Origin of the sequence: Paracoccus wurundjeri (assembly GCF_030678915.1) — a bacterium.
In the GTDB taxonomy this organism is placed as follows: domain Bacteria; phylum Pseudomonadota; class Alphaproteobacteria; order Rhodobacterales; family Rhodobacteraceae; genus Paracoccus; species Paracoccus onubensis_A.
Genome location: NZ_JAUUTZ010000004.1, coordinates 167,997 through 193,352, shown reverse-complemented (window position 1 = coordinate 193,352; position 25,356 = coordinate 167,997). Strand labels below are relative to the sequence as shown.

At 60.0% G+C, this 25,356-nt stretch carries 28 protein-coding genes and 1 riboswitch; of the genes, 14 read left to right on the top strand and 14 right to left on the bottom strand.

All coding sequences use genetic code 11. From position 1 onward, the window contains the following. The first annotated feature begins 59 nt into the window (after positions 1 to 59). The 5 genes from Q0601_RS06220 to Q0601_RS06200 all read left to right on the top strand — a co-directional run bounded on the left by Q0601_RS06220 (position 60) and on the right by Q0601_RS06200 (position 4,626). Complete coding sequence (locus tag Q0601_RS06220; RefSeq protein WP_305288254.1) at positions 60 to 830, top strand: ABC transporter ATP-binding protein; 771 nt, start codon at positions 60 to 62, stop codon at positions 828 to 830. After that, positions 823 to 1,725, top strand: coding sequence for an ABC transporter permease (locus Q0601_RS06215; protein WP_305288252.1), 903 nt, complete (start codon positions 823 to 825; stop codon positions 1,723 to 1,725). The genes Q0601_RS06220 and Q0601_RS06215 overlap by 8 nt, the downstream gene beginning before the upstream one ends. A gap of 78 nt (positions 1,726 to 1,803) precedes the next feature. Continuing rightward, positions 1,804 to 2,802, top strand: a complete 999-nt coding sequence (locus Q0601_RS06210) for an ABC transporter substrate-binding protein (RefSeq protein ID WP_305288250.1) — start codon at positions 1,804 to 1,806, stop codon at positions 2,800 to 2,802. Positions 2,803 to 2,969: 167 nt separating this feature from the next. Beyond that, positions 2,970 to 3,881, top strand: a complete 912-nt coding sequence (locus Q0601_RS06205) for a LysR family transcriptional regulator (RefSeq protein WP_305288248.1) — start codon at positions 2,970 to 2,972, stop codon at positions 3,879 to 3,881. Position 3,882: 1 nt separating this feature from the next. Further along, the gene (locus Q0601_RS06200; protein WP_305288246.1) at positions 3,883 to 4,626 is read left to right on the top strand and encodes a sulfite exporter TauE/SafE family protein; all 744 of its coding nucleotides are present in this window, start codon (positions 3,883 to 3,885) and stop codon (positions 4,624 to 4,626) included. Positions 4,627 to 4,636: 10 nt separating this feature from the next. On the opposite strand, the gene Q0601_RS06195 is transcribed toward Q0601_RS06200, so the two are convergent. The 6 genes from Q0601_RS06195 to Q0601_RS06170 are packed head-to-tail and all read right to left on the bottom strand — an operon-like array spanning position 4,637 to position 9,407. Further along, positions 4,637 to 5,305 carry a fumarate hydratase C-terminal domain-containing protein gene (locus Q0601_RS06195; protein ID WP_305288244.1) on the bottom strand — a complete coding sequence of 223 codons (669 nt, stop codon included), beginning with the start codon at positions 5,303 to 5,305 and terminating at the stop codon, positions 4,637 to 4,639. Further along, positions 5,302 to 6,258, bottom strand: a complete 957-nt coding sequence (locus Q0601_RS06190; RefSeq protein ID WP_305288242.1) for a fumarate hydratase — start codon at positions 6,256 to 6,258, stop codon at positions 5,302 to 5,304. Before Q0601_RS06190 ends, Q0601_RS06195 begins: the two co-directional genes overlap by 4 nt. A gap of 21 nt (positions 6,259 to 6,279) precedes the next feature. Further along, positions 6,280 to 8,043, bottom strand: a complete 1,764-nt coding sequence (locus Q0601_RS06185) for an L-aspartate oxidase (RefSeq protein ID WP_305288240.1) — start codon at positions 8,041 to 8,043, stop codon at positions 6,280 to 6,282. 2 nt (positions 8,044 to 8,045) lie between these two features. Then, a complete protein-coding gene (gene sdhC, locus Q0601_RS06180) occupies positions 8,046 to 8,390 on the bottom strand; it encodes a succinate dehydrogenase, cytochrome b556 subunit (protein WP_305288238.1) in 345 nt (114 codons plus the stop codon). Beyond that, entirely contained in the window at positions 8,387 to 8,719 is a 333-nt protein-coding gene (locus Q0601_RS06175; RefSeq protein ID WP_305288236.1) for a succinate dehydrogenase, read from the bottom strand. Before Q0601_RS06175 ends, sdhC begins: the two co-directional genes overlap by 4 nt. A 4-nt stretch (positions 8,720 to 8,723) precedes the next feature. Then, positions 8,724 to 9,407 (bottom strand): succinate dehydrogenase/fumarate reductase iron-sulfur subunit, encoded by a 684-nt coding sequence (locus Q0601_RS06170; protein WP_370656095.1) that lies wholly within the window; start codon positions 9,405 to 9,407, stop codon positions 8,724 to 8,726. 246 nt (positions 9,408 to 9,653) lie between these two features. Further along, positions 9,654 to 9,844, top strand: a riboswitch (cobalamin riboswitch). 101 nt (positions 9,845 to 9,945) lie between these two features. On the opposite strand from Q0601_RS06170, the gene nrdH reads away from it, so the two are divergent. The 5 genes from nrdH to Q0601_RS06145 all read left to right on the top strand — a co-directional run bounded on the left by nrdH (position 9,946) and on the right by Q0601_RS06145 (position 14,128). Continuing rightward, positions 9,946 to 10,167 (top strand): glutaredoxin-like protein NrdH, encoded by a 222-nt coding sequence (gene nrdH / locus Q0601_RS06165; protein WP_305288232.1) that lies wholly within the window; start codon positions 9,946 to 9,948, stop codon positions 10,165 to 10,167. A 7-nt stretch (positions 10,168 to 10,174) separates the two neighbouring features. Beyond that, a complete protein-coding gene (gene nrdI / locus Q0601_RS06160) occupies positions 10,175 to 10,591 on the top strand; it encodes a class Ib ribonucleoside-diphosphate reductase assembly flavoprotein NrdI (protein WP_305288230.1) in 417 nt (138 codons plus the stop codon). Between the two features lie 68 nt (positions 10,592 to 10,659). Continuing rightward, positions 10,660 to 12,741 (top strand): class 1b ribonucleoside-diphosphate reductase subunit alpha, encoded by a 2,082-nt coding sequence (gene nrdE / locus Q0601_RS06155; protein ID WP_370656094.1) that lies wholly within the window; start codon positions 10,660 to 10,662, stop codon positions 12,739 to 12,741. 8 nt (positions 12,742 to 12,749) lie between these two features. Beyond that, positions 12,750 to 13,727 carry a class 1b ribonucleoside-diphosphate reductase subunit beta gene (gene nrdF, locus Q0601_RS06150; protein ID WP_305288226.1) on the top strand — a complete coding sequence of 326 codons (978 nt, stop codon included), beginning with the start codon at positions 12,750 to 12,752 and terminating at the stop codon, positions 13,725 to 13,727. Continuing rightward, positions 13,727 to 14,128 carry a nucleoside triphosphate pyrophosphohydrolase family protein gene (locus tag Q0601_RS06145; RefSeq protein WP_305288224.1) on the top strand — a complete coding sequence of 134 codons (402 nt, stop codon included), beginning with the start codon at positions 13,727 to 13,729 and terminating at the stop codon, positions 14,126 to 14,128. Before nrdF ends, Q0601_RS06145 begins: the two co-directional genes overlap by 1 nt. 237 nt (positions 14,129 to 14,365) lie before the next feature. On the opposite strand, the gene Q0601_RS06140 is transcribed toward Q0601_RS06145, so the two are convergent. The 7 genes from Q0601_RS06140 to Q0601_RS06110 all read right to left on the bottom strand — a co-directional run bounded on the left by Q0601_RS06140 (position 14,366) and on the right by Q0601_RS06110 (position 20,787). Further along, positions 14,366 to 14,713: a 4Fe-4S dicluster domain-containing protein gene (locus Q0601_RS06140; protein WP_305288222.1), complete on the bottom strand. Its 348-nt coding sequence runs from the start codon at positions 14,711 to 14,713 to the stop codon at positions 14,366 to 14,368. A 15-nt stretch (positions 14,714 to 14,728) separates the two neighbouring features. Beyond that, complete coding sequence (locus Q0601_RS06135; RefSeq protein WP_305288220.1) at positions 14,729 to 15,505, bottom strand: enoyl-CoA hydratase-related protein; 777 nt, start codon at positions 15,503 to 15,505, stop codon at positions 14,729 to 14,731. Continuing rightward, a complete protein-coding gene (locus Q0601_RS06130) occupies positions 15,502 to 16,671 on the bottom strand; it encodes a CaiB/BaiF CoA transferase family protein (protein ID WP_305288218.1) in 1,170 nt (389 codons plus the stop codon). The genes Q0601_RS06135 and Q0601_RS06130 overlap by 4 nt, the downstream gene beginning before the upstream one ends. An 11-nt stretch (positions 16,672 to 16,682) precedes the next feature. Continuing rightward, positions 16,683 to 18,047, bottom strand: coding sequence for an FAD-dependent oxidoreductase (locus Q0601_RS06125; protein WP_305288216.1), 1,365 nt, complete (start codon positions 18,045 to 18,047; stop codon positions 16,683 to 16,685). Positions 18,048 to 18,122: 75 nt separating this feature from the next. Further along, entirely contained in the window at positions 18,123 to 18,926 is an 804-nt protein-coding gene (locus tag Q0601_RS06120; RefSeq protein ID WP_305288215.1) for an ABC transporter permease, read from the bottom strand. Next, a complete protein-coding gene (locus Q0601_RS06115) occupies positions 18,926 to 19,717 on the bottom strand; it encodes an ABC transporter ATP-binding protein (RefSeq protein WP_305288213.1) in 792 nt (263 codons plus the stop codon). Before Q0601_RS06115 ends, Q0601_RS06120 begins: the two co-directional genes overlap by 1 nt. 26 nt (positions 19,718 to 19,743) lie before the next feature. After that, positions 19,744 to 20,787 (bottom strand): ABC transporter substrate-binding protein, encoded by a 1,044-nt coding sequence (locus Q0601_RS06110; RefSeq protein ID WP_305288210.1) that lies wholly within the window; start codon positions 20,785 to 20,787, stop codon positions 19,744 to 19,746. Positions 20,788 to 20,930: 143 nt separating this feature from the next. Between Q0601_RS06110 and Q0601_RS06105 the strand changes: the two genes are divergently transcribed. After that, positions 20,931 to 21,836: a LysR family transcriptional regulator gene (locus tag Q0601_RS06105; protein ID WP_305288208.1), complete on the top strand. Its 906-nt coding sequence runs from the start codon at positions 20,931 to 20,933 to the stop codon at positions 21,834 to 21,836. A gap of 161 nt (positions 21,837 to 21,997) precedes the next feature. Here Q0601_RS06105 and Q0601_RS06100 read toward each other — a convergent pair whose 3' ends face one another. Then, entirely contained in the window at positions 21,998 to 22,537 is a 540-nt protein-coding gene (locus Q0601_RS06100) for a hypothetical protein (protein ID WP_305288206.1), read from the bottom strand. A gap of 335 nt (positions 22,538 to 22,872) precedes the next feature. On the opposite strand from Q0601_RS06100, the gene zigA reads away from it, so the two are divergent. From zigA to Q0601_RS06085, 3 genes are read left to right on the top strand one after another with little or no spacing between them, the layout of a single operon-like run. Beyond that, the gene (gene zigA / locus Q0601_RS06095) at positions 22,873 to 24,093 is read left to right on the top strand and encodes a zinc metallochaperone GTPase ZigA (RefSeq protein ID WP_305288203.1); all 1,221 of its coding nucleotides are present in this window, start codon (positions 22,873 to 22,875) and stop codon (positions 24,091 to 24,093) included. Then, positions 24,036 to 24,482 (top strand): DUF6525 family protein, encoded by a 447-nt coding sequence (locus Q0601_RS06090; protein ID WP_370656093.1) that lies wholly within the window; start codon positions 24,036 to 24,038, stop codon positions 24,480 to 24,482. The genes zigA and Q0601_RS06090 overlap by 58 nt, the downstream gene beginning before the upstream one ends. Next, a complete protein-coding gene (locus tag Q0601_RS06085; protein WP_305288199.1) occupies positions 24,479 to 25,162 on the top strand; it encodes a CobW family GTP-binding protein in 684 nt (227 codons plus the stop codon). The genes Q0601_RS06090 and Q0601_RS06085 overlap by 4 nt, the downstream gene beginning before the upstream one ends. Positions 25,163 to 25,356: the final 194 nt, after the last annotated feature.

Here is a 25,356-nt window from a genome sequence, read left to right as displayed (position 1 = left end):
AGCATCGACGGGCCGCGTTGGGAGACGTGGTTCAAGCCAGACCAGTCCAGGGAGGAGACATGCAACACAAGGATCCGTTGCTGACCGTGCAGGGTGTCACCTTGCAATACAAAACGCCCCATCATCTGATCACGGCGACCTATAGGGTCAGCTTCGACGTCATGCAGGGCGATCGTTTCATCCTGCTTGGCCCGTCGGGCTGCGGCAAGTCCACGCTGCAAAAGGCAGTGGGCGGCTATATCACCCCGACCGAAGGCGAAATGCGCCTGAAGGGACGCAGGATCACCCAGCCCGGGCCTGACCGGATGATGGTCTTTCAGGAATTCGACCAGCTTCTGCCATGGAAGACCGTCAAGCAGAACGTGACCTTCGCACTGCAGGCATCGGGGCGGATGAACAAGCGCGAAGCCGAGGAAAAGGCAATGGAATATGTCGTCAAGGTGGGTCTGGAAAGCTTCGCCGACAGCCATCCGCATATGCTGTCGGGCGGGATGAAACAGCGTGTTGCCATCGCCCGCGGCATGGCGATGGAACCGGATATCCTGCTGATGGATGAGCCCTTTGCCGCCCTGGACGCCCTGACCCGGCGCAGGATGCAGGACGAGTTGCTGAAATTGTGGGACGAAACCCGCTTCACGGTTCTTTTCGTCACCCATTCCATCGCCGAGGCAATCAAGATCGGCAACCGCATCCTGCTGCTGTCGCCCCATCCCGGCCGGGTCAAGGCTGAACTGAACAGCACTACCGACCCGGCCCGCGCCACGGAACTGGAACAGTATATCCATCAAATGTTGTTCGCCCACGAACCCGAGGAGGCCGAGCATGTCTGAAGCGGTTGCACAATTGCGCTCTATCCGCCCCGAACCGGACGAGCCCCGTCCCGAGATCTTTCACGACGAGATCGACGGCGACGATCTGAGCGTCGTCGAACAACGCCTGTCCCTGTTCGAAATCCTCTATCGCGAGGCCTGGCTACGCAAATTGTTGATCCTGATCGCTCTGGCGGTGATTTGGGAAATCTATGGCCGCTCGCTGAACAACGACCTGCTGTTTCCCACCTTCTCGGCGACGATGGCGGCGTTTTTCCGGGCGGTGATGGATGGCTCGCTGCCCGCTGCCGCCTGGTCCTCGGGCAAGGTGCTGTTGATGGGTTACGGTCTTGGCATCGCATTGGCGGCAACGTTGACGGCGCTGGCCATGGCGTCGCGGATCGGCACCGATTTTCTGGAAACCATGACCTCGATGTTCAACCCGTTGCCGGCCATCGCGCTGTTGCCACTGGCGCTGATCTGGTTCGGTCTGGGCAATGCCAGCCTGATTTTCGTGCTTGTCCACTCGGTGACATGGGCCATCGCGCTGAATACCCATTCGGGCTTTCTCAATGTCAGCCAGACGATGAAAATGGTCGGGCGTAACTATGGCCTGCGCGGACCGCGCTTCATCGCCAAAATCCTGATCCCCGCCGCCTTTCCAAGCATATTGACCGGTCTCAAGATCGGCTGGGCCTTCGCATGGCGCACGCTGATCGCGGCGGAACTGGTCTTCGGCGTCAGTTCGGGTTCGGGGGGGCTTGGATGGCTGATCTTCGAAAACAAGAACATGCTGGACATCCCCAAGGTCTTTGCCGGGTTGCTGACCGTCATCATCATCGGCCTTGTCGTCGAGAACCTGATCTTCCGCACCATCGAACGGCTCACGATCGAGCGCTGGGGCGTGCAGCACTGACAGGACAGCCGGCCCCTGCCACAACGCGGGGGGCCAGCCATCACAAGCCGGCACATGGCCGGCATCAGGGAGGATAAGATGAAACATTTCAAACTAACCGCGCTGACTCTGGGTCTGGTCATGACCGCCATGCCCGCACTGACCGAGGTAACGACCGTGCGGCTCGCCAAGCAGTTCGGCATCGGCTATCTGCCGCTGACCCTGATCGAGGAACAGGGTTTGCTGGAAAAGCACGCGCAGGAGGCCGGGCTTGAGCTAAGCACCGAATGGCTGCGCTTTACCGGTGGTTCGGGCATGAATGAGGCGCTGTTGTCGGATAATCTCGACATCGCGTCGGGCGGTGTCGGACCACTGCTGACGATCTGGGCACGCACACAGAACAACATGCAGATCAAGGGGATTGCGGCGCTGGAATCGATGCCGCTCTATCTGGTGACGACCGATCCAGAGGTGCAGTCGCTGGCCGATTTCAACAGTTCTCACAAGATCGCATTGCCTGCGGTCAAGACCTCGATTCAGGCAATCACGCTGCAGATGGGGGCCGAAAAATTTCTGGGCGAGGGTCAGCACGGTGCGCTGGACGCCTTTACCGTCTCGATGGGCCATCCCGATGCGCAGCTTGCCATGATGGGTGGTCAGTCCGAGATCAACGCCCATTTCGGCGCTCCGCCCTTCCAGCAGCAGGAACTGAAGGATGAAGGCGCGCATAAGGTTCTGGACAGCTTCGAGGTGCTGGGCGGCCCGCACACCTTCAACCTGATCTGGGCCAAGAACGACTTCATCGAGAATAATCCCCAGGTGACCGCCGCGCTGATGGGCGCGCTTGAGGAGAGCATCGCCTTCATCAATGAGAACCCCAACGAAGCCGCGCGAATCTGGGCCGAAGCCGAGGCAACCAATCTCAGCCACGAGGAAATCGTCGAACTGATCACGGATGAGCGGGTGAACTGGACCACCACGCCGGAGGGCATCCTGCCCTATGTCGAATACATGTCGCGTTCGGGCCTGATCACGGTCTCGACCGAAGACTGGCGCGATATCTTCTTCGAGACCGTCCACGATACGGATGGCAGCTGACAGGCAAGCGGCGGCATCCCTGCCTCGCCGGTCCGTCCGGCGGGGTTCGCTTAGGCAGAACTGAACAATCCCGGGATTAGCGTGAAACTCGTGTAAATGATTCTCTTGGGATGTAACGATAAGGGATGAGGCATCCGGCCCATAGCTGCACAGGAAAGACGGCACCCATGTCCATCAGAATGCTCCGGACACTGATCGCCATCGCAGATCGCGGCACCTTCAGCGCGGCGGCGGATGCGGTATTCGTCACCCATGCCGCTGTCAGCCAGCAGATGCGCGCGCTGGAAGAGGAATGGCAGGTGGCGATCTTCAACCGCTCAACCCGGACACCCGAACTGACCCCGGTCGGCCGCGATATCGTCGCCAAAGCGCGCGAGGTGGTGCGTGCCTATGACGACATCCTGCCCTCTGTGATCGGAAATGACGGGCTCAGCGGCCGCTTTGCACTGGGATCGGCGCCCACGGCACTGACCGGGCTGGTGCCGCTGGCGACATCCATCCTTCAGGCGCGTTATCGCGATCTGCATGTGGCGCTGTTTCCGGGTCTGACCACCTATCTGATCCATCAGGTCGAACGGAACAGCCTTGATGCGGCACTGGTGTCGAAACCGCCCATCCTGCCCCGCGATCTGGTCTGGCATCAGATCGCCAGCGAGGAACTGGTGCTGATCACATCTCAGCGCGTCGACAGCGACGACCCGGCCGAGATTCTGCGCACTCATCCCTTCATCCGCTTTTCACGCGATGCCGTCGTCGGCACCATCATCGAGGGCTGGATGCAGGCCCATGACATCCATGTCCATGACAGCATGGAGATGGTCGGACTCGATGCGATATCCAGCCTTGTGATGGCGGATCTGGGCGTATCGATCATTCCGCGTCCCTGCGTACAGGTGCTGAACCCGCTGCCGCTGCGCCAGTTCTCGCTGGCCGCGACGGATCCGCCGATACGCGAGCTTGGCCTGATCCATATCCGCGATACAAGCAAAAGCCGCGCCATCGAAGAACTGGTCGGTGCCATGCAGCGGGCGGTCGCGATCGGCAAATTCTCTCCCGATACGATTACCGGAGCATCGTGACGTGACGGCAGGATTCGTAGCTGCCCTGATGGCGGGCGCCCTTGCAGGGGGCTTCATCAACGGGCTTGCGGGGTTCGGCACCGCGCTGCTGGCGCTTGGCGTCTGGTTGCAGATCATGCCGCCACCGCAAGCCGTCGCGATCGCGGTGGTGATGTCGGTGGCCAGCGGTTTGCAGGGGGTCTGGATCGTGCGCAACAATATCCGCGACAATCCGCGCAGGCTGGCCCGGTTTCTGCTTCCCGCGATCATCGGCGTTCCGCTGGGGGTCACATTGCTGTCGGTGATCGGCACTTTCACGCTGAAGATGACCATCGCCGCTTTCATGATCGTCTATGGCGGGTTCTTCACGTTGCGCCGGTCTCTGCCCCGATTTGACCGCCCGACGCCGGTCGCGGATTCCACTATCGGCTTTCTGGGCGGCATCCTTGGTGGGGCAGCCTCGCTGTCGGGCGCGCTGCCGACGATGTGGTGTGCCATGCGGCCCTGGACCAAAGGCGACACCCGCGCCGTGCTGCAACCCTATAATGTTTCAGTTCTCGCGCTGACGATGCTGTTTCTGGCATGGCAAGGGCAATATACCCGCGAAACGCTGCTGCTGATCGGGCTATCGCTGCCCGCCACCATGATCGGCGCACAACTGGGCATCACCCTGTTCCACCGGCTGGACGATCTGGCCTTCCGGCGACTGCTGATCGGGCTGATGTTCGCCTCGGGCCTGCTGCTGGCGCTGCGCGAATTGTTCTGACGGTCGGGGATCAGCCGATCAGCTCGTCCCGGCGATCATCCGTCTCGCCAAATCGCTTCAGCGTGGCCGGTCTCGTGCCTTCGTAAACCCGCTCAAGATTCTCGGCGATCTTGGCGTTCTCGCGTTCGAAGAGGCAGTTTCCCTCCAGATCCGAAGCGACGAGGAACGGCCCCATACGATTGCATTTCAGCACCCACATCGCCTGTGCCAACCCCAGTTCCTCGTGCCAGTGGACGGCCTCGACATTCTCGACCCCGCGCCCCAGCAACGCGCCGGTGCCATAGCCGACGGTGGACAGATAGACCGCACCATTCGGGACGAAATATTCCTTGTAATCCTTCGAGGACATGCCGCCCTTGCCGACGATCAGCCGTGCTCCGGTCCTGGCCATCCATTCGGGCAGCCATTTGGCGAAACGGAAACTGGCGGTCGCGGTCACCGCGCCCATGTCGAATGTGCCGTCCTCGCGGATCGAGGCCGCGGGCGAGCAATGAAAATTCGCCGCGCTTTGCGAAGGCAATTCCATCGGAATATTGGCCCGCCCTTCCAACGCCCTCATATAAACGCCCTCTCGCGCAGTATACATCAGCCCCTGCAGATAAACGACATCGCCCAGCCGCAACGCGGCGATATCGTCATGCGTGGGGGTGGTGGACAGGATCACTTCACGCAGTTTCATCCGGCAGCCTCCAGCGCCATGTTCCAGTCGACGCCTTCGCGCCGCTGATAGGGAGTGAACCAGTCAGGATCGGTGCGATGCTCGACCCGTCCATCGGGAAAGATCCGCGCCACCGCCCGGCGCGAGGACAGGCAGAATGCGTGAACCGACATCTGCATGCCCCCGGTGTGACAATAGCCGACCTCGATATGGGCATCGATCACCATGTTCTTGCCAACGAAACCCATCGCGCCCATGCCGATGGAATTGCCAAGCTCTTTCAGTTCCTCTTCCAGCGTAGCGATGCGGGGATCGCTGTTGCGGTCGCCCACGGTGCGCAGACATGCAGCACGTTTGCCCAGCACCATGCAGCTGTCCTTGCAGCCGCCCAGACCGATGCCGATGATCGCAGGCTGGCAGGCCAGACCCCGCTTGCCGAAGGCCACCAGACTGTCCAGATAGAAACGCTTGATCCCCTCGATCCCGTCCGAGGGGAACAGCATCCGGTAATCGGTCCCGAACAGCCCGCCCTTGTGAACGGTGATCAGGTCGATCCATTCGCCGCCCGGTTCATAGCCATATTCGATCTCGGGCGCGCCAATACCGACATTGTTGTCATGATCGGTGCGCCACAGAGGATGCACCCGGTTCGGCCGCAACGGAACTGAGCGCGTGGCATCGGCGGTCGCGCGGCGCAATGCGGCCTCCAGCGCGATGGGGCCGCCCTCGATCCGGGTATCGTTGCCCATCTTCACATACCAGCGCGGGGTCCCGGTATCACCGCACATCGCGCGCCGGTCCTGTTTCGCGGCCTCATAGTTTTCCAGCATCGCCTGCAACACGAAGGAACTCAGGTCGCCGTCCTCGGTTCGTGCGGCAGCCTTCAGCCCATTCAGGTAATCCTCGGGGATCTCGATGGCGGCCTTGGCCATCAGGGTTCCGGCGGTGGCTTCAATAACATTGATCGGAATCATGTTCGCTTCCTCCTCGGTCGGCTATTGCGCGGCAACCAGCGTTTCCGGCTCGCCTTCGGGCAGGATGGTTTCGCCGGGCCGGACGATGGTGAAGCGCACATCCTCGCGTTCCAGCTCCAGTTCATCGCCCTTCTGGCGGGCCACGGTGAAATAGGATGTCTCCATCTCACCCGGCTCGGGGAAATCCTCGCGGTAATGCGCTCCGCGAGAATTCTCGCGCAATTCGCCCGCCCGCGCGATGACGGCGGAAATCTCGGTCAGGGACGCCATGTTCAGCCAGTCATGCCATGTCAGGTTGAAGGCCAGATTCGACGGATCCACCCCGGTTTCCATCAGTTCGCCCCGAATTTCCGCGACCCGCCGCTGTCCACGTTGCAGACCCGGGCCGGTGCGCATGACGCCCACATCCTCCCACATTGCCTCTTGCAGCTTGTGGCGCAGGCTCTGGATATGGCCCGGCTTGCGCCGAAGCGGATGGCAGGCGCGTTCGATCTCGGCCGCCAGCACCTGTTCGTCAGGATCGCGCAACGCGCCCATGCTGCGCATATCCATGCCCATGACATCGCCCGCGATCCCGCCATAAACGGTCGAATTCGCCACGCCATTGCCGCCCAGCCGGTTCGAGCCATGCGCGCCGCCCGCATCTTCGCCGGCGACATACAATCCCTCGATCGCGGTGCGCGTGTCGGGATCGACGACAACGCCGCCCATGAAATAATGCGCGGTCGGCACCACCTCGACCTTGCCGCCCGCCAGATCGAAACCGGAATCGGCGCAGCGTTTCACCATCCCGGCGAATTTGCGGCGCACATTCTCGGGACCCAGATGACTCATCGAGATGAACATGCCGACCTGATCGGGATCGTTGTTCTTGCGCATCTCGGCATAGATGCCACGGCTGACCACATCCCGCGTCGCCCGTTCGCCCTGCCGGTCATAGTCGAACATGAAGCGATCGCCCCGCGCGTTCAGCAATTGCCCGCCCGCGCCACGCAGCCCCTCTTCCAGCACGGTGCCGGTCATGCGGGTGTCATCGCCCGCCAACAGGCCCGTCGGGTGGAACTGCACCATCTCCATGTCGCGCAGGGGAAGCCCGATGCGCAGCGCCATCGCCAGACCGTCCATCGTCTTGTCACCCGATGGCGTGTGATATTTATACATGGTCGGCCCGCCGCCCGTGCCCATCATCACGCATTTGGCCCGCACGAGGCGGAAACGGCCCGTGCGCATGTCGATAAACAACACCGCGGCCAAAGCAGAGCCGTCGCGCGTCGGGATCAGCCCGATGGCGCGATGCTCTTGCAGCTTGCGGATCGGGCGGGCCAGAACATGCTCCATCAGCCGGCTGATGATCTCGATACCGGTCAGATCGCCCTTGTGAACGGTGCGGTCAGCGGTCTGACCGGCAAAAGCCTTCTGATGCAGCGACCCGTCGGGATTGCGGTCGAAGAAACAGCCGATTTCATTTTCCAGCTCGCGGATACGGATAACGGCCTGTTCACATAACCGCCACGCCATGTCCTGATTGGGCAGCCATTTGCCGCCCTGTATGGTATCCATGAAATGCCGCTCGACCGTGTCACCGCCGCCAAGCGCAACGTTATAGCCCCCCTGCACCATCCGCGTGCAGCCGCATTTGCCGATCAGCCCCTTGACGGCCATCGTGATCCGCGTGCCCTCGGGCGCGGTCTGCTGGGCGTGCAGCGCGGCGAACAACCCCGCCCCGCCTGACCCAAGGATCAGGATGTCGGTGTCTTCGCGTTCGATATCGCGTATTGACGTCATATTCACACCGCCTGCAAAAGGAATGTGCCCGAGATCAGGAACGCCCCGGCAATCGAGGCCGCCGCCAGTGTTTTCTGCCGCGCCGACCACGGCAGAAACTCCAGTGCCAGAAGGCGCAGCCCGCCGAAGAAATGCACCGCCAGCAGGAAGACCAGCCCGAACTCGGCCAGTTTCACCGCCGGATTATCGGCAAGGCCAAGAAAGCGGTCAAGGCTTTCGGGCCGCGTGAGCGCCAATGACAGCACATGGAAATGCACCGGCAGGAACAGCGCCAGCGCCAGCCCTGACAGCCGATGCAGCATATATGCAAGCCAAAGCGGATGATTCCTGTGCGCTTTCAGCATCATGCGAATGTCACGGCCAGAACGGCACGCCCCCCCATGATCAGCAGCAACATCCCAATGCCGCAGGTAACGACCTCCAGCCACCGCCCGCGCAGCCCGGTCATCTCATGCAGGATCACCCGCAGCCCGATGGCCGCATGGGCCGCAACCGCAAGGACGAAACTGCCGTAGAACAGGAACCACCAGACGCTGCCCTGCGTGCGGTCGAGAATTTCGGCGGTCGAAAGCCCGCCCTGCACAGCATAGATCATCACCGCGATATGTCCCAGCACCAGAGGTGCCATGACCATCGCGCTCAGCCGTTGCGCCATATACAGTCCGATATTCAGCATTGCCCTATTCCCCGCGCCTGAAGAATGACCGCGCGCTGGCGCGTTTCAGCCCTGCAATCGCGCTTAGCGGATCCAGTTCATTGGGGCAGAAGCGCGTGCAACTGCCCTGCGAGTGGCAGTTGTGGCATCCGCCCGCGCCCGACACGCTGTCCAGAACCGCCTGCCGGTCCTCGACCTTCGCGTCATTATACAGCGTCCATGCCCGTTGCAGCGCCGCCGGACCCAGATAGTCGGGATTGCCGGCAACCGTATCGCAGGCGGCATAGCAGACCGAACAGTTGATACACTCGATCCCCTTGTTCGCCTCCACACGGCCCGGATCGTCAGGGGGCACCTGCTGGATCGGATCGTCCCGGCTGCGCGAGGGGCGATGCACGCCGCCCGCCCTGATCCATTTGTCGAAAAAAGGATCCATGTCAGCGGCCAGATCCTTGATCACCGGCAGATTGCGCAGCGGCCCGATCTGCAAGGCGCCATCGCGCAGCACCCGCTTGACATGGGTGCGGCAGGTCCAGCGCGGCACCCCGTTCACCATCATCGCACATGACCCGCACATGCCCACCCGGCAGGCATAGCGATAGGTCAGCGACGGATCGGCGGATTGCTGGATCCAGCTGACCACATCCAGGACCGTCTGGTTATCCCGCGCGGGCACCTGAAATGTCTCATAGGCACCCTCATCACCCATCCCGCGCCAGACGGATACCTCCAGCAATTTTGACCTGTCGCTCACAGCACACCTGTTGGCTTTCCTTGTTACAGATGTAAGCGGCAGATGAGCTAACAAAAAACGAGTAATTTTAATTATTCATGTAAGATACTCTTACGCATAACCCATGCCTGTTCGCTCTCACAGCATGCGGACTTCCTCAGTACCGCGACTCGAAAATAATTAAGATGATACCGCATATTGACAGCAAAGCATTGCGAGTGTCTACATAGGGTATGTCTTGGTGCCCGCGACTCATCTCGGGTGAAAAGGGAAGCCGGTGAGAAACCGGCGCTGCCCCCGCAACTGTGAGCGGTAAGCCCAGGCCCGTTATTCCACTGGCAAAGATCGCCGGGAAGGAGGGCCGAAGCGACTGAACCGCAAGTCAGGAGACCTGCCAGGACGACAGAAACGAACCGGTCGGAGGGCCCGGAGACGTTGTGCAATGCGGTCCGCCGCATGTGTCCGCGTCCCTTATGCCTCTCGATCATAACAAGGCAGAAAAAAGGGACAGCAGATGAGCATCACCGTTTATTCCAAACCCGCCTGTGTACAATGCACCGCCACGACTCGCGCGCTTTCGGCCAGGGGCATTGCATTCGATCTGATCGATCTGACCAAGGATGACGAGGCGATGGCCCGGGTCACCGAACTCGGCTATCGGCAGGCGCCTGTCGTGATGACCGCCGATGACCACTGGGCCGGATTCCGCCCCGACAAGATCAGCGCACTCAGCTGATAGTCGGATGGGCGGCATCGTCTACTTCTCTTCGCGATCAGGAAACACAGCCCGCTTTGTCACCCGTCTGGGGCGGATGGCGAGCCGCATCCCGATCCCGCCGGAAGAGCCGATGCCCGCCCCGCGCACGCCCTTCGTCCTGATCACGCCGACCTATTCCGACGGGCTGGGCCGGGGGGCGATCCACAGACAGGTGATCCGGTTCCTGAACGATCCGGACACAAGGCATCATCTCCGCGGCGTCATCGCCTCGGGCAACCGCAATTTCGGGGCGACATTTGCCCTGGCGGGCGATGTGGTGGCGCAGAAATGCTGTGTCCCCGTTCTCTACCGGTTCGAACTGGCCGGAACAGAGACCGATATCGTCCGGGTCAGCGAAGGACTGGACAGGTTTTGGAAAACGCACTTCTCGACCGCGATCTGAACGATGCCGCACCCGCCAAGGCGGTGCCCGCCGAATGGCAGGGGTTCGACTATCATGCACTGAACGCGATGCTGAACCTTTATGACGAAAAGGGGCGCATCCGCTTCGACGCCGACCGCATGGCGGCGCGGCAATATTTCCTTCAGCATGTGAACCAGAACACCGTGTTCTTTCACTCGCTGGAAGAAAAGCTGCGTTATCTGGTCGATGAGGGTTATTACGAGGCGCAGGCGCTGGCGCAATATGATGACGCCTTCATCACGCGGATCTGGGATGCGGCCTTCAAGCTGAAGTTCCGTTTCCCGACCTTTCTGGGGGCGTTCAAATATTACACCAGCTACACGCTGAAGACCCGTGACGGGAAACGCTATCTCGAACGGTTCGAGGATCGCGTGGTGATGGTTGCCCTGACCCTTGCGCGTGGCGACGAAACACTGGCCATGCGACTGATGCAGGAAGTGCTGAATGGCCGCTTTCAGCCTGCCACGCCGACCTTTCTTAATGCCGGCAAGGCGCAACGGGGAGAGCTGATTTCCTGCTTCCTGCTTCGGATCGAGGATAATATGGAAAGCATCGGGCGGGCGATCAACTCGTCGCTCCAGCTCTCCAAGCGGGGGGGCGGCGTCGCGCTGATGCTCACCAATATCCGCGAACATGGCGCCGCGATCAAAGGCATCGAGAACCAGTCCTCCGGGGTCATCCCGGTGATGAAGCTGCTAGAGGATTCCTTCAGCTATGCCAATCAGCTTGGCGCGCGGCAGGGGGCGGGGGCGGTCTATCTGAACGCGCATCATCCGGACATCCTGCGCTTTCTCGATACCAAGCGCGAGAATGCCGATGAGAAGATCCGGATCAAGACGCTTTCTCTGGGCGTGGTGATCCCAGATATCACCTTTGAACTCGCAAAGAAGAACGAGGACATGTATCTTTTCTCGCCCTATGACGTGGAAAAGGTCTATGGCGTGCCCTTCTCGGAAATTTCCGTCACCGAAAAATACCGCGAGATGGTGACCAACGCAAAGATCCGCAAGAAAAAGATCAACGCGCGGCAGTTCTTCCAGACACTCGCCGAAATCCAGTTCGAATCCGGCTATCCCTATATCATGTTCGAAGACACGGTGAACAAGGCCAACCCGGTGGCGGGCAGGATCACCATGTCGAACCTTTGTTCCGAAATCCTGCAGGTGAACGAGGCGTCAGAATTCAACGACGACCTCAGCTACAAGCATCTGGGAACCGATATTTCCTGCAATCTCGGCTCGCTCAATATCGCGCGTGCAATGGATGGTGGCGATCTGGGCGAGACGGTGGAAACCGCGGTGCTCGCGCTTAACGCGGTAAGCGAGATGTCTGCCATCGACTCGGTGCCTTCGATCCGCCGCGGAAATGACGAAAGCCATGCCATCGGGCTTGGCCAGATGAACCTGCACGGTTTCCTTGCCCGCGAACATATCCATTACGGCTCGCCCGAGGGAATCGACTTCACCAATGTCTATTTCGCCACAATTCTCTTTCACTGCCTGCGCGCCTCGAACGCGCTGGCAAAAGAGCGCGGCAAAAGCTTTGCGGGCTTCGAGGCGTCGAAATATGCCGACGGTTCCTTCTTCAACAAATATGTCGAACAGGACTGGTTGCCCGAAACCGATACGGTGAAGGCCCTGTTCAAGCGCTTCGCCATCGCCGCGCCCAGCCGCAAGGAATGGGGCGCGCTGAAAGAATCGGTGATGAAGCACGGGCTTTACAATCGCAACCTTCAGGCGGTGCCGCCGACAGGCTCGATCTCTTATATCAACAACGCCACCTCTTCGATCCATCCGATCACGTCGAAGATCGAAATCCGTAAGGAAGGCAAGATCGGCCGTGTCTATTATCCGGCCCCCTACATGACTAATGACAATCTCGAATATTATCGGGATGCCTACGAAATCGGCGCCGAGGCGATCATCGACACCTATGCCGCGGCGACCCAGCATGTCGATCAGGGTCTGTCGCTGACGCTGTTCTTCAAGGACACAGCCACGACGCGCGATATCAATCGCGCCCAGATCCATGCCTGGAAGAAAGGCATCAAGACCATCTACTATATCCGCCTGCGCCAAATGGCCCTGGAAGGGACCGAGGTGCAGGGCTGCGTGTCCTGTTCGCTGTGAGAAAAGCCATGAAAGACCTGCCCCCTACCCGCCCCGTCCCGCCTGCGATCAACTGGAACCGGCTGCAGGACGACAAGGATCTGGAAATCTGGAACCGGCTGACGGTGAATTTCTGGCTACCCGAGAAAGTTCCGCTGTCGAACGACATTCAAAGCTGGTCGCAACTGACCGAGGACGAGCAGCGGCTGACGATCCGCGTCTTCACCGGGCTGACCCTTCTGGACACGATCCAGAACAGCGTGGGCGCGCCCTCGCTCATGCCCGACGCCATCACCCCGCATGAAGAGGCGGTACTGACTAATATCGCCTTCATGGAAGCCGTCCATGCGCGATCCTATTCCTCGATCTTCTCGACCTTGTGCTCGACCGCCGAGGTAGACGAAGCCTTCCGCTGGTCCGAGGAAAACGCGCAGCTTCAGGAAAAATCACGCCTGATCCTGAAGGAATACGGCGCGACGGCGAATCCGCTGCGCAAGAAGGTGGCGAGCGTCTTCCTCGAAAGCTTCCTGTTCTATTCCGGCTTCTACCTGCCGATGCACTGGTCAAGCCGCGCGCGGCTGACCAACACCGCCGACCTCATCCGGCTCATCATCCGCGACGAGGCGGTGCATGGTTATTATATCGGCTACAAGTTCCAGCGCGGATTGGAGCGGCTGGCCGAGTCCGAACGGCAGAACATCAAGGATTTCGCTTTCGCACTGATCTTCGATCTCTACGAGATCGAGTGCCGCTATACCGAGACGCTTTATGACCCGCTTGGCCTGACAGAGGACGTGAAGGCCTTTCTGCACTACAATGCCAACAAGGCGCTGCAAAATCTGGGCTTCGAGTCGCTCTTCCCCGATGAGCTATGCCGTGTGAACCCGGCGATCATGGCCGCGCTCAGCCCCAATGCGGACGAGAACCACGATTTCTTCTCGGGCTCCGGATCGTCTTACGTGATCGGCAAAACGATGGCGACCGAGGATGAGGATTGGGATTTCTGATGGCGGACAAGGCTGCAACAGACACGCTTTCGATCGTGAGGGAATGGCACGAGGCTTTCGACGTGCCGGTCGTGGAAACCCCATCGATCCCGGAAACCCGCGCCCCGATGCGGCTCGCCATCCTCGAAGAGGAAGTGGCCGAACTGCGACAGGCCGTGGAGGCACGCGACATGGTCGAAGTACTCGACGCGCTTTGCGACATCCAATATGTCCTTGATGGTACCTTCCTCGAATTCGGCCTGCATCCGCTGAAAGCGGCGGCGATGGCGGAGGTGCATGCCTCCAATATGTCGAAACTCGGCACCGATGGCCGCCCGGTTCTGCGCAAGGACGGCAAAGTCCTGAAAGGGCCGGATTTCTTTCCGCCGGATCTGGCGGCCGTGCTGGCAAGGGAGAAATGATCCGATCATCCTCACGGATCCAGACGAAACAGGGACCGCTGGTCAGGGGGCTGGATCCGATTGCAGGATAAGCGATGACTTAGAGCCTGTCGCACCTGCCCGGTTTCGCTGCCTCCCCTTCTTCTTTGTCCAAATACCTCGGGGGTGCCGGGGGCCCCCCCCCCCCCATCGCGGGACGCAAGTAACCTGCGTTTCCGATTCAGCCGCGACGGGTTCTGGTTACTGTAACCCGCCCCCTCACGCTTCATGCGATATCGATTCCCTGAAAGCATAACCCGCCAGTTCCGGATGATCGGCGCGTGGACTCGTTCCGCGAAACCAGCCTCCAGGCTCGTCAAGTTCGCCTTCGGCGTTCAGAAAGACCTCCCGGTTGATCCTGGCGAAAACGGCATTCTCGGCATCCAGTTCGTCGTCATAACGGATCGCATCGACCGGACAAATGCTTTCGCACATGCCGCATTCGATGCATTCCGTGGGATGGATGTAAAACATCCGCTCTCCCTCGTAGATGCAATCGACCGGGCAGGAAGTGGTGCAGATGCCATCCTTGACGTCGATGCACTGACTTTGGATCACAAGCGCCATAACCTTTTTTCCGGCTTACCTGCCGCGCCAGACCGGCACGCGTTTTTCCCGAAATGCGCGGACACCCTCGTCGGAATCCTCGGATTTGAGGGCGGCAATCAGGGCAGGACGGCGCAGATCGCGCGCTTCTACAGGGCTGAGATGCGCAGTGGCGCGGATCGTGTCCTTGATCGCGGCGACCGAAAGCGGCGCACAAGAGAGAATATCCGTCACCCATGCATCGGTTTCAGTATCCAGATCCTCTGGCGGAACCACCGCATTGACCAGCCCGTAGCGTTCTGCCTCTGCGGCGTCCAGCATCCTGCCGGTCATCATAAGACCCGCAGCAATATTGCGCGGGATCAGCCGCTGCAATGCGACCATGCCGCCATCCAGCGGCAACCGCCCGACCTTGGCTTCGGGCAGACCGAATTTTGCGGTCTGCGAGGCGATGACGATATCGGCACCCAGAACCATCTCGAATCCGCCGCCCAAGGCCAGTCCGTTCACCCGGGCGATCACCGGCACGGTCAGCGTATGCCTTAGCGCGATACCGCCGAAACCATTGGGATTGGCCGCCGCCCAATAATCAAGGCCGCTGGACTCACCACCGGCTTTCAGATCCGCCCCTGCACTGAAGGCGCGGTCACCCGAGCCTGTCATCACCACGCAACGAATATCGTCACGTGTTTCGATCTCGCACCAGACACGCTCCAGTTCCGTCTCGGTCGCGACATCTACCGCATTCATGCGCTCGGGGCGGTCGATCGTCACCCGCGCAACATGCCCGGAAACTGCGAACAGGACGGTCATACGGCTTCCCTCCGTGCCACTGCGCGCAGGCCGAATTCGCGGATGACCTCCCCCGTATGTTCGCCAAGGCGCGGCGGTGTGTGACGGATGATCACCGGCGCGTCGCTCAGATGTACCGGAGAGCCGACAAGCGTGATCTGCCCAAGGATCGGATGATCAAGATCGACAAGCATTCCGTTCGCTTCGGTCTGAGGATCGTCCAGGGCCTCGCCAAGCGAACGGACAGGTGCGGAAAGTAGATCCTGTGCCTCCAGCCTCTCCATCCAGTATTCCGTGGTATTGGTGGCGAAAGCCTCGCGGAAACGCCCCTGGAGATATGGTTTATGGGCGCGCTGCGCTGCCAGATCGGGATATTCGGGGGACAGATCCTCTATTCCAAGCGCGGTGCAGATATCGCGCAAGGGATTCTGCTTGAACGCCCCGACAACAACCACCGCACCGTCGGAGGTGTCGAATACTCCCGTCAAGGGCATGGCGGCCCAGTTCAGCACCTCGCCATGCTTCGACCATTGCGCCGCCTCCTGCATCTGCATGGCCAGCATCGAGTCGTAAAGCGACACGCCGACCCTCTGGCCAAACCCGGATTTCTCCCGCGCCAGCAATGCCGCCAGGATGCCCTGAACCAGATGCATTCCCGCCGTATAATCACAAAGCGTCGTGGGATAGATCGATTTCGGTACCACCGGGTCCTGCGTTTTTTCCATGACCCCGGTCATCGCCTGAGCCAGGACATCCTGCCCGCCCTTATGCGCATAAGGCCCGACCTCGCCGAATCCGGTGCCCGAAGCACAGATGATCGCCGGGTTGATCTTGCGAAGGGTATCGTAGTCGAAGCCCAGCCGCTTCATGACCCCGGCACGAAAGTTATCCACCACGACATCGGATTGTGTCACAAGATCATAAACCATCTGCCGGCCCGCCTCGGATTTGGTGTCGATCTCAACCGATCTCTTGTTACGGTTAAGCGAGGCAAAAACGGCATTGTTCATCGCCACTTCCGAGGTGTCGCCAAAGAAGTTGCGCGACAGATCACCCGCGCCGGGTCGTTCGATCTTGATGACATCGGCACCGAAATCGGCCAGCATCTGCGTTGCGCATGGTCCCATCATCACTTGGGTGAAATCAAGGACACGGATGCCCTCAAGCGGAAATTGCTGCTCTGTCATCTTATCCTCCTTCACGCGTCCACTCGTTCGTCAATCAGCGCATTGACCGAGGGCACGTCCCCCGGATCAGCACCCTGCGCGCGCATCTGCTTCTGGATTGCGGTCACATCGACATCGCGCAGCGCGCATCCCGCCTCCAGCGCCTTGGTGACGGCGATGCCTGCCGCCTCGCCCTGAGCCATGCAGGGCGGAATTTCGCGGGACTGCTTTTGCGCCTCGCTTTCCACGGAATAATGCCGACCCGCGACGATCAGATTGTCGATCCCCTTGGGAAGCAACGCGCGATACGGCGTGTAATAATCCCTGCCGCGACAAACGCTGTCGGCGAAGTGACGGCGTTTCTTCACATCGTCCTTGGTGACGACATATTCGCCCTGCAAAAGTCGTGTCTGCCGGATGCCCATCTGCTCGGCCGCGCCCAGCATTCTGGCGTTCTCGAAACCGGGCAGGTTTTCACGGGCAAATTCCAGCAAGGCCATCATGCGGCGGCGGCCTTCATACTCGGCCTCGACCATATGTTCGGGCGACAGACCGTCGAAACCGGGCATATGCGGACAGTTGCACCAGACCACACCGGGCAGCGGCGTCTTCAGCCACCACATCCCCCAGGCCCCGCCGATGATCCGCCGGGCCTGCCGGTCGAGTTTCTTGTATTCTTCTGGGTTTTCGTATTCGAAGGCTTCGGCCTTCCCGGTGTCGACATCCATCAGCCGGAAAACCGTTGTGACGATGAACTGCCCGGTCGCAAAGGATGCTCCGGCAGACGAGGCCACATCCAGATCGCCCGAAGCATCCACCAGCATTTTCGCCCGGATCGCCTGCCTGCCTAGCTTGGTCTGAACGATTACCCCCGTCACCCGGCTGTCCTCGACCAGAGCTTCGGAAAACCAGCTATGCGTGCGCAGCTCGACCCCCGCCTCCTGCACCAGATCGAGGCTGACACGCTTCCATGCATCGGGATCAAAGGCCACTGCATGGATGATCGGTTGCGGCATGCCCTGTTTGTGGAAATCGATGCAGCCCCAGCGGGACCATTTCTGCCACATCTCCCAATTGGTCAGGCAGTCTTCAGGTGGCGGAAAGATCGCGGCATCCTGCCGCTGCATCCGCTCGACGAATTCGCTGACGATGCCGGTGGTGACGATCTCGCTGCCGTCATTCACCATGTCATCCAGCACCAGCACCATCCCCCCGGACGCCATGCCGCCCAGATGGTGATAGCGTTCCACCAGCGTCACCCGAACTCCGTTGCGGGCGGCCGAGACGGCGGCGGATAATCCCGCCGGACCCGCACCGATCACCAGAACATCCGTGTCGGAAACCACCGGCACCTGGCTCGCGCCGGACATGACGAAATCCTTGATACGGTCGGTCATTTGGACAAACTCCTCCTGTCGCGCCACGGCGATATCGGCACCGGGCGCCGTTTTCCTGAAAATGAATCTCTTAGGCTACCAGCGCACGATCCGGCGCTCGGCCAATGTCACCAGTGCGAACATCAGCACCGACAGGCCGGAAGACATGAACACGGTCGCGTAAAGCAGCGGCGAGTTGAAATTGAAGGTCGCGTCGATGATCAATGCTCCCAAGCCCAGATCCGCGCCCACCCATTCACCGACGATCGCGCCAATGACCGAGGTTGTCGCCGAAATTTTCAACGCCGAGAACAGGAATGGCAGCGAGGATGGAAGGCGCATCTTCCAGAAAATCTCGGATTTCGAGGCCGAAAGGATCCGCGCCAGTTCGAGCGTTTGCGGACTGACCGATTGCAGGCCCCGCACCATGTTGACCAGCGTCGGGAAGAAACAGATCAACGCGGCGATCACCACTTTCGCGGTTATGCCCGGCCCGAGGATCAGCACAAGCACAGGCGCAATCGCCAGGATCGGGATCGTATTGACAAACACGGCGATGGGAAAGAAAGCGCGTTCCATATGCCGCGAATGCACGAAAGTGACGGCGATCAGAATTGCGGCCAGATTACCCACAGCGAAACCGGCCACGCTTTCCACGAAAGTCGGCCAGAAATTCTGCATCAGCACTGGAAACTTGTCCACGAAGGTCGCTGCCACCGCCGATGGCGCCGGGGCGATATAGGTCGGCACACCGAACCCCCTTACGCCGACTTCCCACAACAGGATCAGCGCGGCGGCAGTCGCGATCGGCACGGCGGCGGTCATGGTTTTTTCCCGCCGCGCCGCCGCGCGGGCATCGGCAACAGGATCAGGAACGGATACGGTTTCGACAACAGCCATCAACAGGTCTCCAGCAAATCGCGCAGATATCCGCAGTAACGGGTGAATTCCGGTGTATCGCGCAGTTTGGTTTCGCGTGGCTCAGGCAGTTCTATATCGACGATCTGGCGCAGCCGGCCCGGATTCGCGCGCAACATCACGACCTTCTGGCCAAGGAACACCGCCTCGGAAATCGAATGGGTGACGAACAGGATCGTGGTGCCCGTCTCGCGCCAGATGTCCAGCAACTGAAGATTCAGACGGTCCCGGGTCATCTCATCCAAAGCGCCAAAGGGCTCATCCATCAGCAGCAGCTTCGGCTGGCAGACCAGCGCCCGCGCAATGGCGACACGCTGCCGCATTCCGCCCGACAGTTCGTGCGGCAATGCATTCTCGCGGCCTTTGAGGCCTACGAGTTCCAGCAATTCCCGCGGGTTGCGGGGCCCCGTCGGGATATCGATATTGCGTTTGCGGCCGATTTCCAGCGGCAATTCAACATTCTTCAAAGCAGAACGCCAGGGTAGCAGCGCCGCGTCCTGAAAAACAAAGGCGAATTCACGGGCCAACCGGGCTTCTTCTGTTGTCTTCCCGAAGATAGACACCTCGCCTGCGGCGGCGGGAATCAGATCGGATACCAGCCGCAGCATGGTGGATTTGCCGCAACCGGACGGACCGAGGATCGTGTAGAAAGAACCTGCCTCAATCTCAAGATCCAGCTTGTCGATGGCGGTGAAGCTGCCGAAACAGACCGACGCAGCCTTCAAAGTAGCGGCAGACCCGCCATGAGGAACGGTCACGGGGGCTCCGGTCAATGACTCTTTCGTTTCCATCATTTCTTTCACCCGTAGGTTGGCCGCGCCGGGGAAATATCCTCCAGCACCGACAGGGTCATGACGTCGTCCACAGCAGGAGCGCCGTTCTCGAACTGCCCAAGGCGATCGTAGATGTCGATCTGCGCTTGCCAGTTTTCGCGGGTCATGGCCCCCCACCCGCTGGCGACCGTCGCATCGCCGAAGCTGAAATCTATCACCGCGCCGACCGCCGCCAGTTCGCTTTCGCGGTCGAGATTGGGATAGCGCCCGACAAGAATATCCACCGCCGCTTCCGGATTGTCATGAACCCAGCCCCAGCCACGGGCGATGGCCCGCAGCATGCCACGCACCTGCTCGGGATGCTGCTCAAGCGAACTGTCCGTGACGTAGTAGGGATTAGCATAAAGCTGGATCCCGGCATCCCATAAGGTCATATCCACCCGGTCCTCGCCCAGTACCGACAGGGCGCTGGTATTCGTCTTCCAGCCGGTCACGACATCGGCCTGCCCGGTCAATAACGGCGACATGTCAGCCCCCATGACCAGCACTTCGACCTGATCTTCAGAGATGTCATTCGCCGCCAGCAGCGCCTGAAGCAGGATACGCGCGGTGCCGTTGGTCGCCACGGTCTTGCCGATCAGATCCTTCGGTTCGCGGACCGGGTTCTTTTCCAGCGAGAAATAGGTGAATGGGTGCTGCTGATAGCCCGCAGCGATGCATTTGACCGGCAATCCCTGCGAGCGCGCCAGCATCAGGGACGGGCTGGAACTGATCGAGCCCAGATTCGCCCGCCCCGACGCGACCGAGGCAACGCCGTCGATATTCGGCCCGCCCGGCACGACCTCCAGCGTCAGACCTTCTTCGGCAAAGAATCCCTGTTCGTCAGCCGCGATTTCGCCCAGAATTCCGTTACCTGCCAGCCAGCCCAGTTGCAGCGTTACAGCGAAGGTGTCGGCGCCCCATACGCGGCCGATTCCGACAACAGAACCGGTAAAGGCTGCGCCTGCGGCAACCCCCATGTTTCGCAACAGATTGCGGCGGGACAACCCGTCCAACATATATCTCGTCATTTGCATTTCTCCTGCTGGGGATAGGAAAGCGGCCCTTGGTTCGACCTTATGTTATTCCACTCTATCGCCGGGACGGTGATGCAGGTAGAAGAAAGATCGGCCAACAGTGGTGCGGTTTTTGCACCACCCATCCGGAGGTTGCGATGCATTCCATCTTCCTGAAATATTTTGACGAAGTCGCCAGACAAAAATCGATCCGCAAGGCGGCGCTTCTGCTGAACGTGTCTTCGACCTCGGTCAATCGCAAGATCCTCAGTGTCGAGGACAGGCTGGGCGTATCGCTGTTCGATCGCACGCCCGAGGGCGTAGAATTAACTTCGGTAGGGACGATTCTGCTCGAGCATTGCCGCAAGGTGCTGCACGATTACGAACGTATGAAGATCCTGATCGATGATATGCGGGACCTGCGTACCGGCCATATCAACATCCACACCATCGATTCCATCGCGGTCGGCTGCCTGCCCCGCGCGATGATCGAATTCGGCAAAATCTACCCGGATATTTCTATTTCTGTCACAACGGCCCAACCGGAAGACGTGGTTCAGCAAGTGGCCGAAGGAACAGCCGAGATCGGCATTGCCTTCACCTTCTCTCAACATCCCGATATCAGGCTGTTGTCGGAAAAATCGGCGCCTTTCGGCGTGCTGGTACGACCTGACCATCCCCTTGCCGGGCGCGCCAGTGTCACGGTCGATGATATCTCTCATTACCGGCTGGTCCGAACCATCGACGCCCGGGGCGGCAAATCGATCATCGATCAGGCGATCGCGACCTTGGTCACGCCGTTATCCACGCATATTTTCACGAATACCCTGTTTCTCGCGAAAGAGATGATCCTCGCCAACCGCGGTATCGGGCTTTACACAAAAATCGGTTTCTATGACGAAGTGGAGCGCGGCGATCTGGAATTCGTTCCGCTGATGCAGGAGATGCTCGCCAATATCCGGGTCGGGATTTTTGTCTCGGCCACAAGCGCCGTTGATACCGCCAAGCGGCTGATGTGCGATATGCTCGCCAAGGAAATGAGCCGCATGCGCCTTGATTCTTAAGAAAAAACTCTATCGCGTAGCTATGTCTGATCGACGGACAGGACTGTCGTTGGAATAGACAGGATGGTGCGGCAATGAATCGGCAAGGTTATTCCGGATCAGGCCACCGATCCGGAACTCATGCAATTGGCTTTTGCATTGCGTTGGCACCACGACCGTTGTCAGGCCCTCTCCCTCAGATGGTTTGGGCCTTCGATGTCAAGATTGCGCAACTCGTCCAGCGAATGCTGGTGTTCGGTGATCCTATCCACCGTCTGGCGGCAGGCCGCGTCATCGCTATGCAAAGGCCGTGCCGCGCGCTCTTCCAGCGGGGTCATCACGTCCGCAGTCGGCAAGACCCGCGCCTTTCGGGCGGCGATATAACCAAGCGGCCGGTTCTCATGCAGGAACATCTCAAGCCAGGCGCCAAGATATTCGTTTTCAAGATCGATGACGGCTTGATTGGGATCCAGAGCGTAAACCGAGATCACACCATCCCGCCCCACCCCATGGTTCGAGCGTTCCGGCACAGGTATAAGATCATCCGAGATTTCGTAGCGCCCAAGCATCCAGCGCATGACCTGCGCCGGGGCAGCCCGCAGGGCCGCGGGCAGATCCTCTACGCGCCCCGAACGAAACGCGGGAAGATGTGCAGTATCGAAGCAGCGCCATTGATCAGCCAGCTCGGAATGAAATATCAGCAGGAATCGCATCGTCAGCATGCCCGTTTGTTCTGTTGTCGCTGCCGGCGGGTTACGGCAAGGACGTAGGTATGGATGACCACGCTTGCAAGGGCAGCGATCAAAACTCGTAAATCACGCATGCCTGTTCCCGTTTTCAGCGAGGCGTTCCGGATAGCGTTTGCGTGGGCTTCCTTGACTGAATGGCAGTCGCTTCGGCATGCCATGAAGATGCAGCCGGGGCCATGAATCGCGGCAATGGTTGTCCATGAAATCGGGCCCCTCGCAAAATCGTTTACCTATGATGAAGAAACCGCCTTGCGGCATCCATGGATCACCCCTAATATGTTATGATATAACATTTCAAGGAGAGAAATATGCCAAACAAGGATACGCGCCTGCCGGTCACAGTCTTGTCGGGCTTTCTTGGCGCCGGAAAGACCACCCTCCTGAACGATGTGCTGAACAATCGCGAAGGCCGGCGTGTCGCGGTCATCGTCAATGACATGTCCGAGGTGAATATCGATGCCGATCTCGTGCGCGGGGGCGGTGCCGATCTTAGCCATACCGAAGAAAAATTGGTCGAGATGTCGAATGGCTGCATCTGCTGCACGCTGCGCGACGACCTGCTGCAAGAGGTCCGGCGACTCGCCGGCGAGAAACGCTTCGACTATCTGCTGATAGAAGGAACGGGCATCGCAGAACCCTTGCCCGTTGCCGCGACATTCGAGTTCCGCGACGAAAACGGCGAAAGCCTGTCGGATGTTGCCCGGCTCGATACGATGGTCACCGTGGTGGATACGGTTAATCTGCTTCGGGACTATTCCAGTCACGACTTCATCCGCGACAGAGGCGAAAGCCTGGGAGAGGAAGACGACCGGACATTGGTGCATCTGCTGGTTGACCAGATCGAATTCGCCGATGTGGTGGTGCTCAACAAGATCAGCGATGCCGGTCCCGGAAAACTTGATGCGGCGCGCAAGATCGTCACCTCGCTCAATCCCGACGCCCGGATCATCGAGACCGATTACGGGCATGTCCCGCAGGATCGCATCTTCGACACCGGGCTTTTCGATTTCGACAAGGCCCATCTGCATCCAATGTGGGCAAAGGAGCTTTATGGTTTTTCGGACCATATCCCCGAGACCGAGGAATATGGCGTTTCATCCTTCGTCTACCGGGCGCGCCGTCCATTCCATCCACAGAAAATCCACGATGTGCTGAACGGCCCCTTGCCCGGCGTTATTCGCGCCAAAGGGCATTTCTGGATTGCGACGCGGCCCGACTGGCTGGCGGAATTTTCGCTTGCCGGCGCGCTCAGCAGCGTCAGGCCGATGGGAATGTGGTGGGCGACGGTGCCGATAGATCGTTGGCCCAATCATCCCCAGGCGATCGAATATCTGAAGCGGAACTGGCTTGAACCTTTCGGCGACCGCCGCCAGGAACTGGTCTTCATCGGCTCTGGAATGGACCAGACGGCCATTACCGCCGCACTGGATTCCTCCCTGATTGGAGACGAGAGCGAATTCGTACCGCATCAATGGGCGGATCTGCCGGATCCATTCCCCGGCTGGCGAAACGCTTCGCAGGCCGCCTGATGCCACAGGCGGACATGACAAAACGCGGCTCCGCGATCCCGCGAAAGCCGCCTCCTGGCTGCCGGCAAGGTTGCGAAGCAGGGCAATTGACGGCACCGCGGGAAAACCCCAACACCAGAAGCACCCTTCGACGCCGTCGGCGGGTCAGTGACCCGATGGCAGCCTATGACCGGCTGCCTGCCGAACTACGCCTGTGGCTTGCTCAGGCCGCACTTCCCTGGTCGGCGCAATCGGCGCTCCGCCTCTGGCGCCGCGCGCTTCGGATCTGCGATGGAGATGTGACCAGGATGCATCTTCATCTCACCCGGATCGAGCGCAAACAGCTTTGCAAGGATGTGTGCCGCGTCTGGGGAAAAGATCACCCCGCAGCCTCGATGACATCCTTATGATCCAGCGCCCTGTCACGATCCTTACCGGCTTTCGCAGCGCAGGCAAATCCACCCTGCTGAAAAGCTGGATTGCCGACGAAAGCTTCGGCGATACCGCGGTGATCGTGAATGCGTTCGACAAGGTGGCATTCGGCGGACAACATCTGCATAAGTGCAATGAGCATTCCATGAATTCGGCCTCCGCCAGCCCCCCCTCGGTCATGGATGACATCCGCGAGGGGCTTCTTGCCCTTGCGCGGGCTGCCGATCGTGAAAAGGGTTCCTCATTTTCCCGGGTCGTGATCGAAACACCGGGAATCGCGGATCCGGCGCCACTTCTTTTAGCCTTCGCGACGGATGCCGAAATCCGTCGCCTCTTCTCACTGAACGGCGTGGTGACCTGCGTCGACTCGGTCAACGCGGAAGCGACGCTGGCTCAGTTCGAAGCGGCACGGCGGCAGCTTGCCGTGGCGGATCTTATCGTGCTGACCAAACTCGACCTTGCGACCACTGGCGATCACGTGACACTGGGCGCATGGCTTCGACATTGGGCGCCGAATGCGCTGCTACTGCGCGCTGAGGACACAAATCCCGCCGATATCTTCTCGATTGCGGCATTCGATCCTGCGGACAAACCGCCCGATACCGCGCATTGGACGGCGCATTACCCTAACCGTGCAGGACAGTCACGGAAATGTTGAGGTGAGTTCGGCCCTGCTCTGATGACCTGCGCCTGCGTTAGCGTGACGATACGCAACATTCGTTCTCTTGCCATAAGAAGATCCGCATATTCCGCAGAACTATCGCATTGCCGATAGACGAATGATTTGCCATCCTTGGCAGGTGAAGTTGCGGTAAGGGCCCGACGGGAGGGTCAGCCCTGCAACCGGAAGAA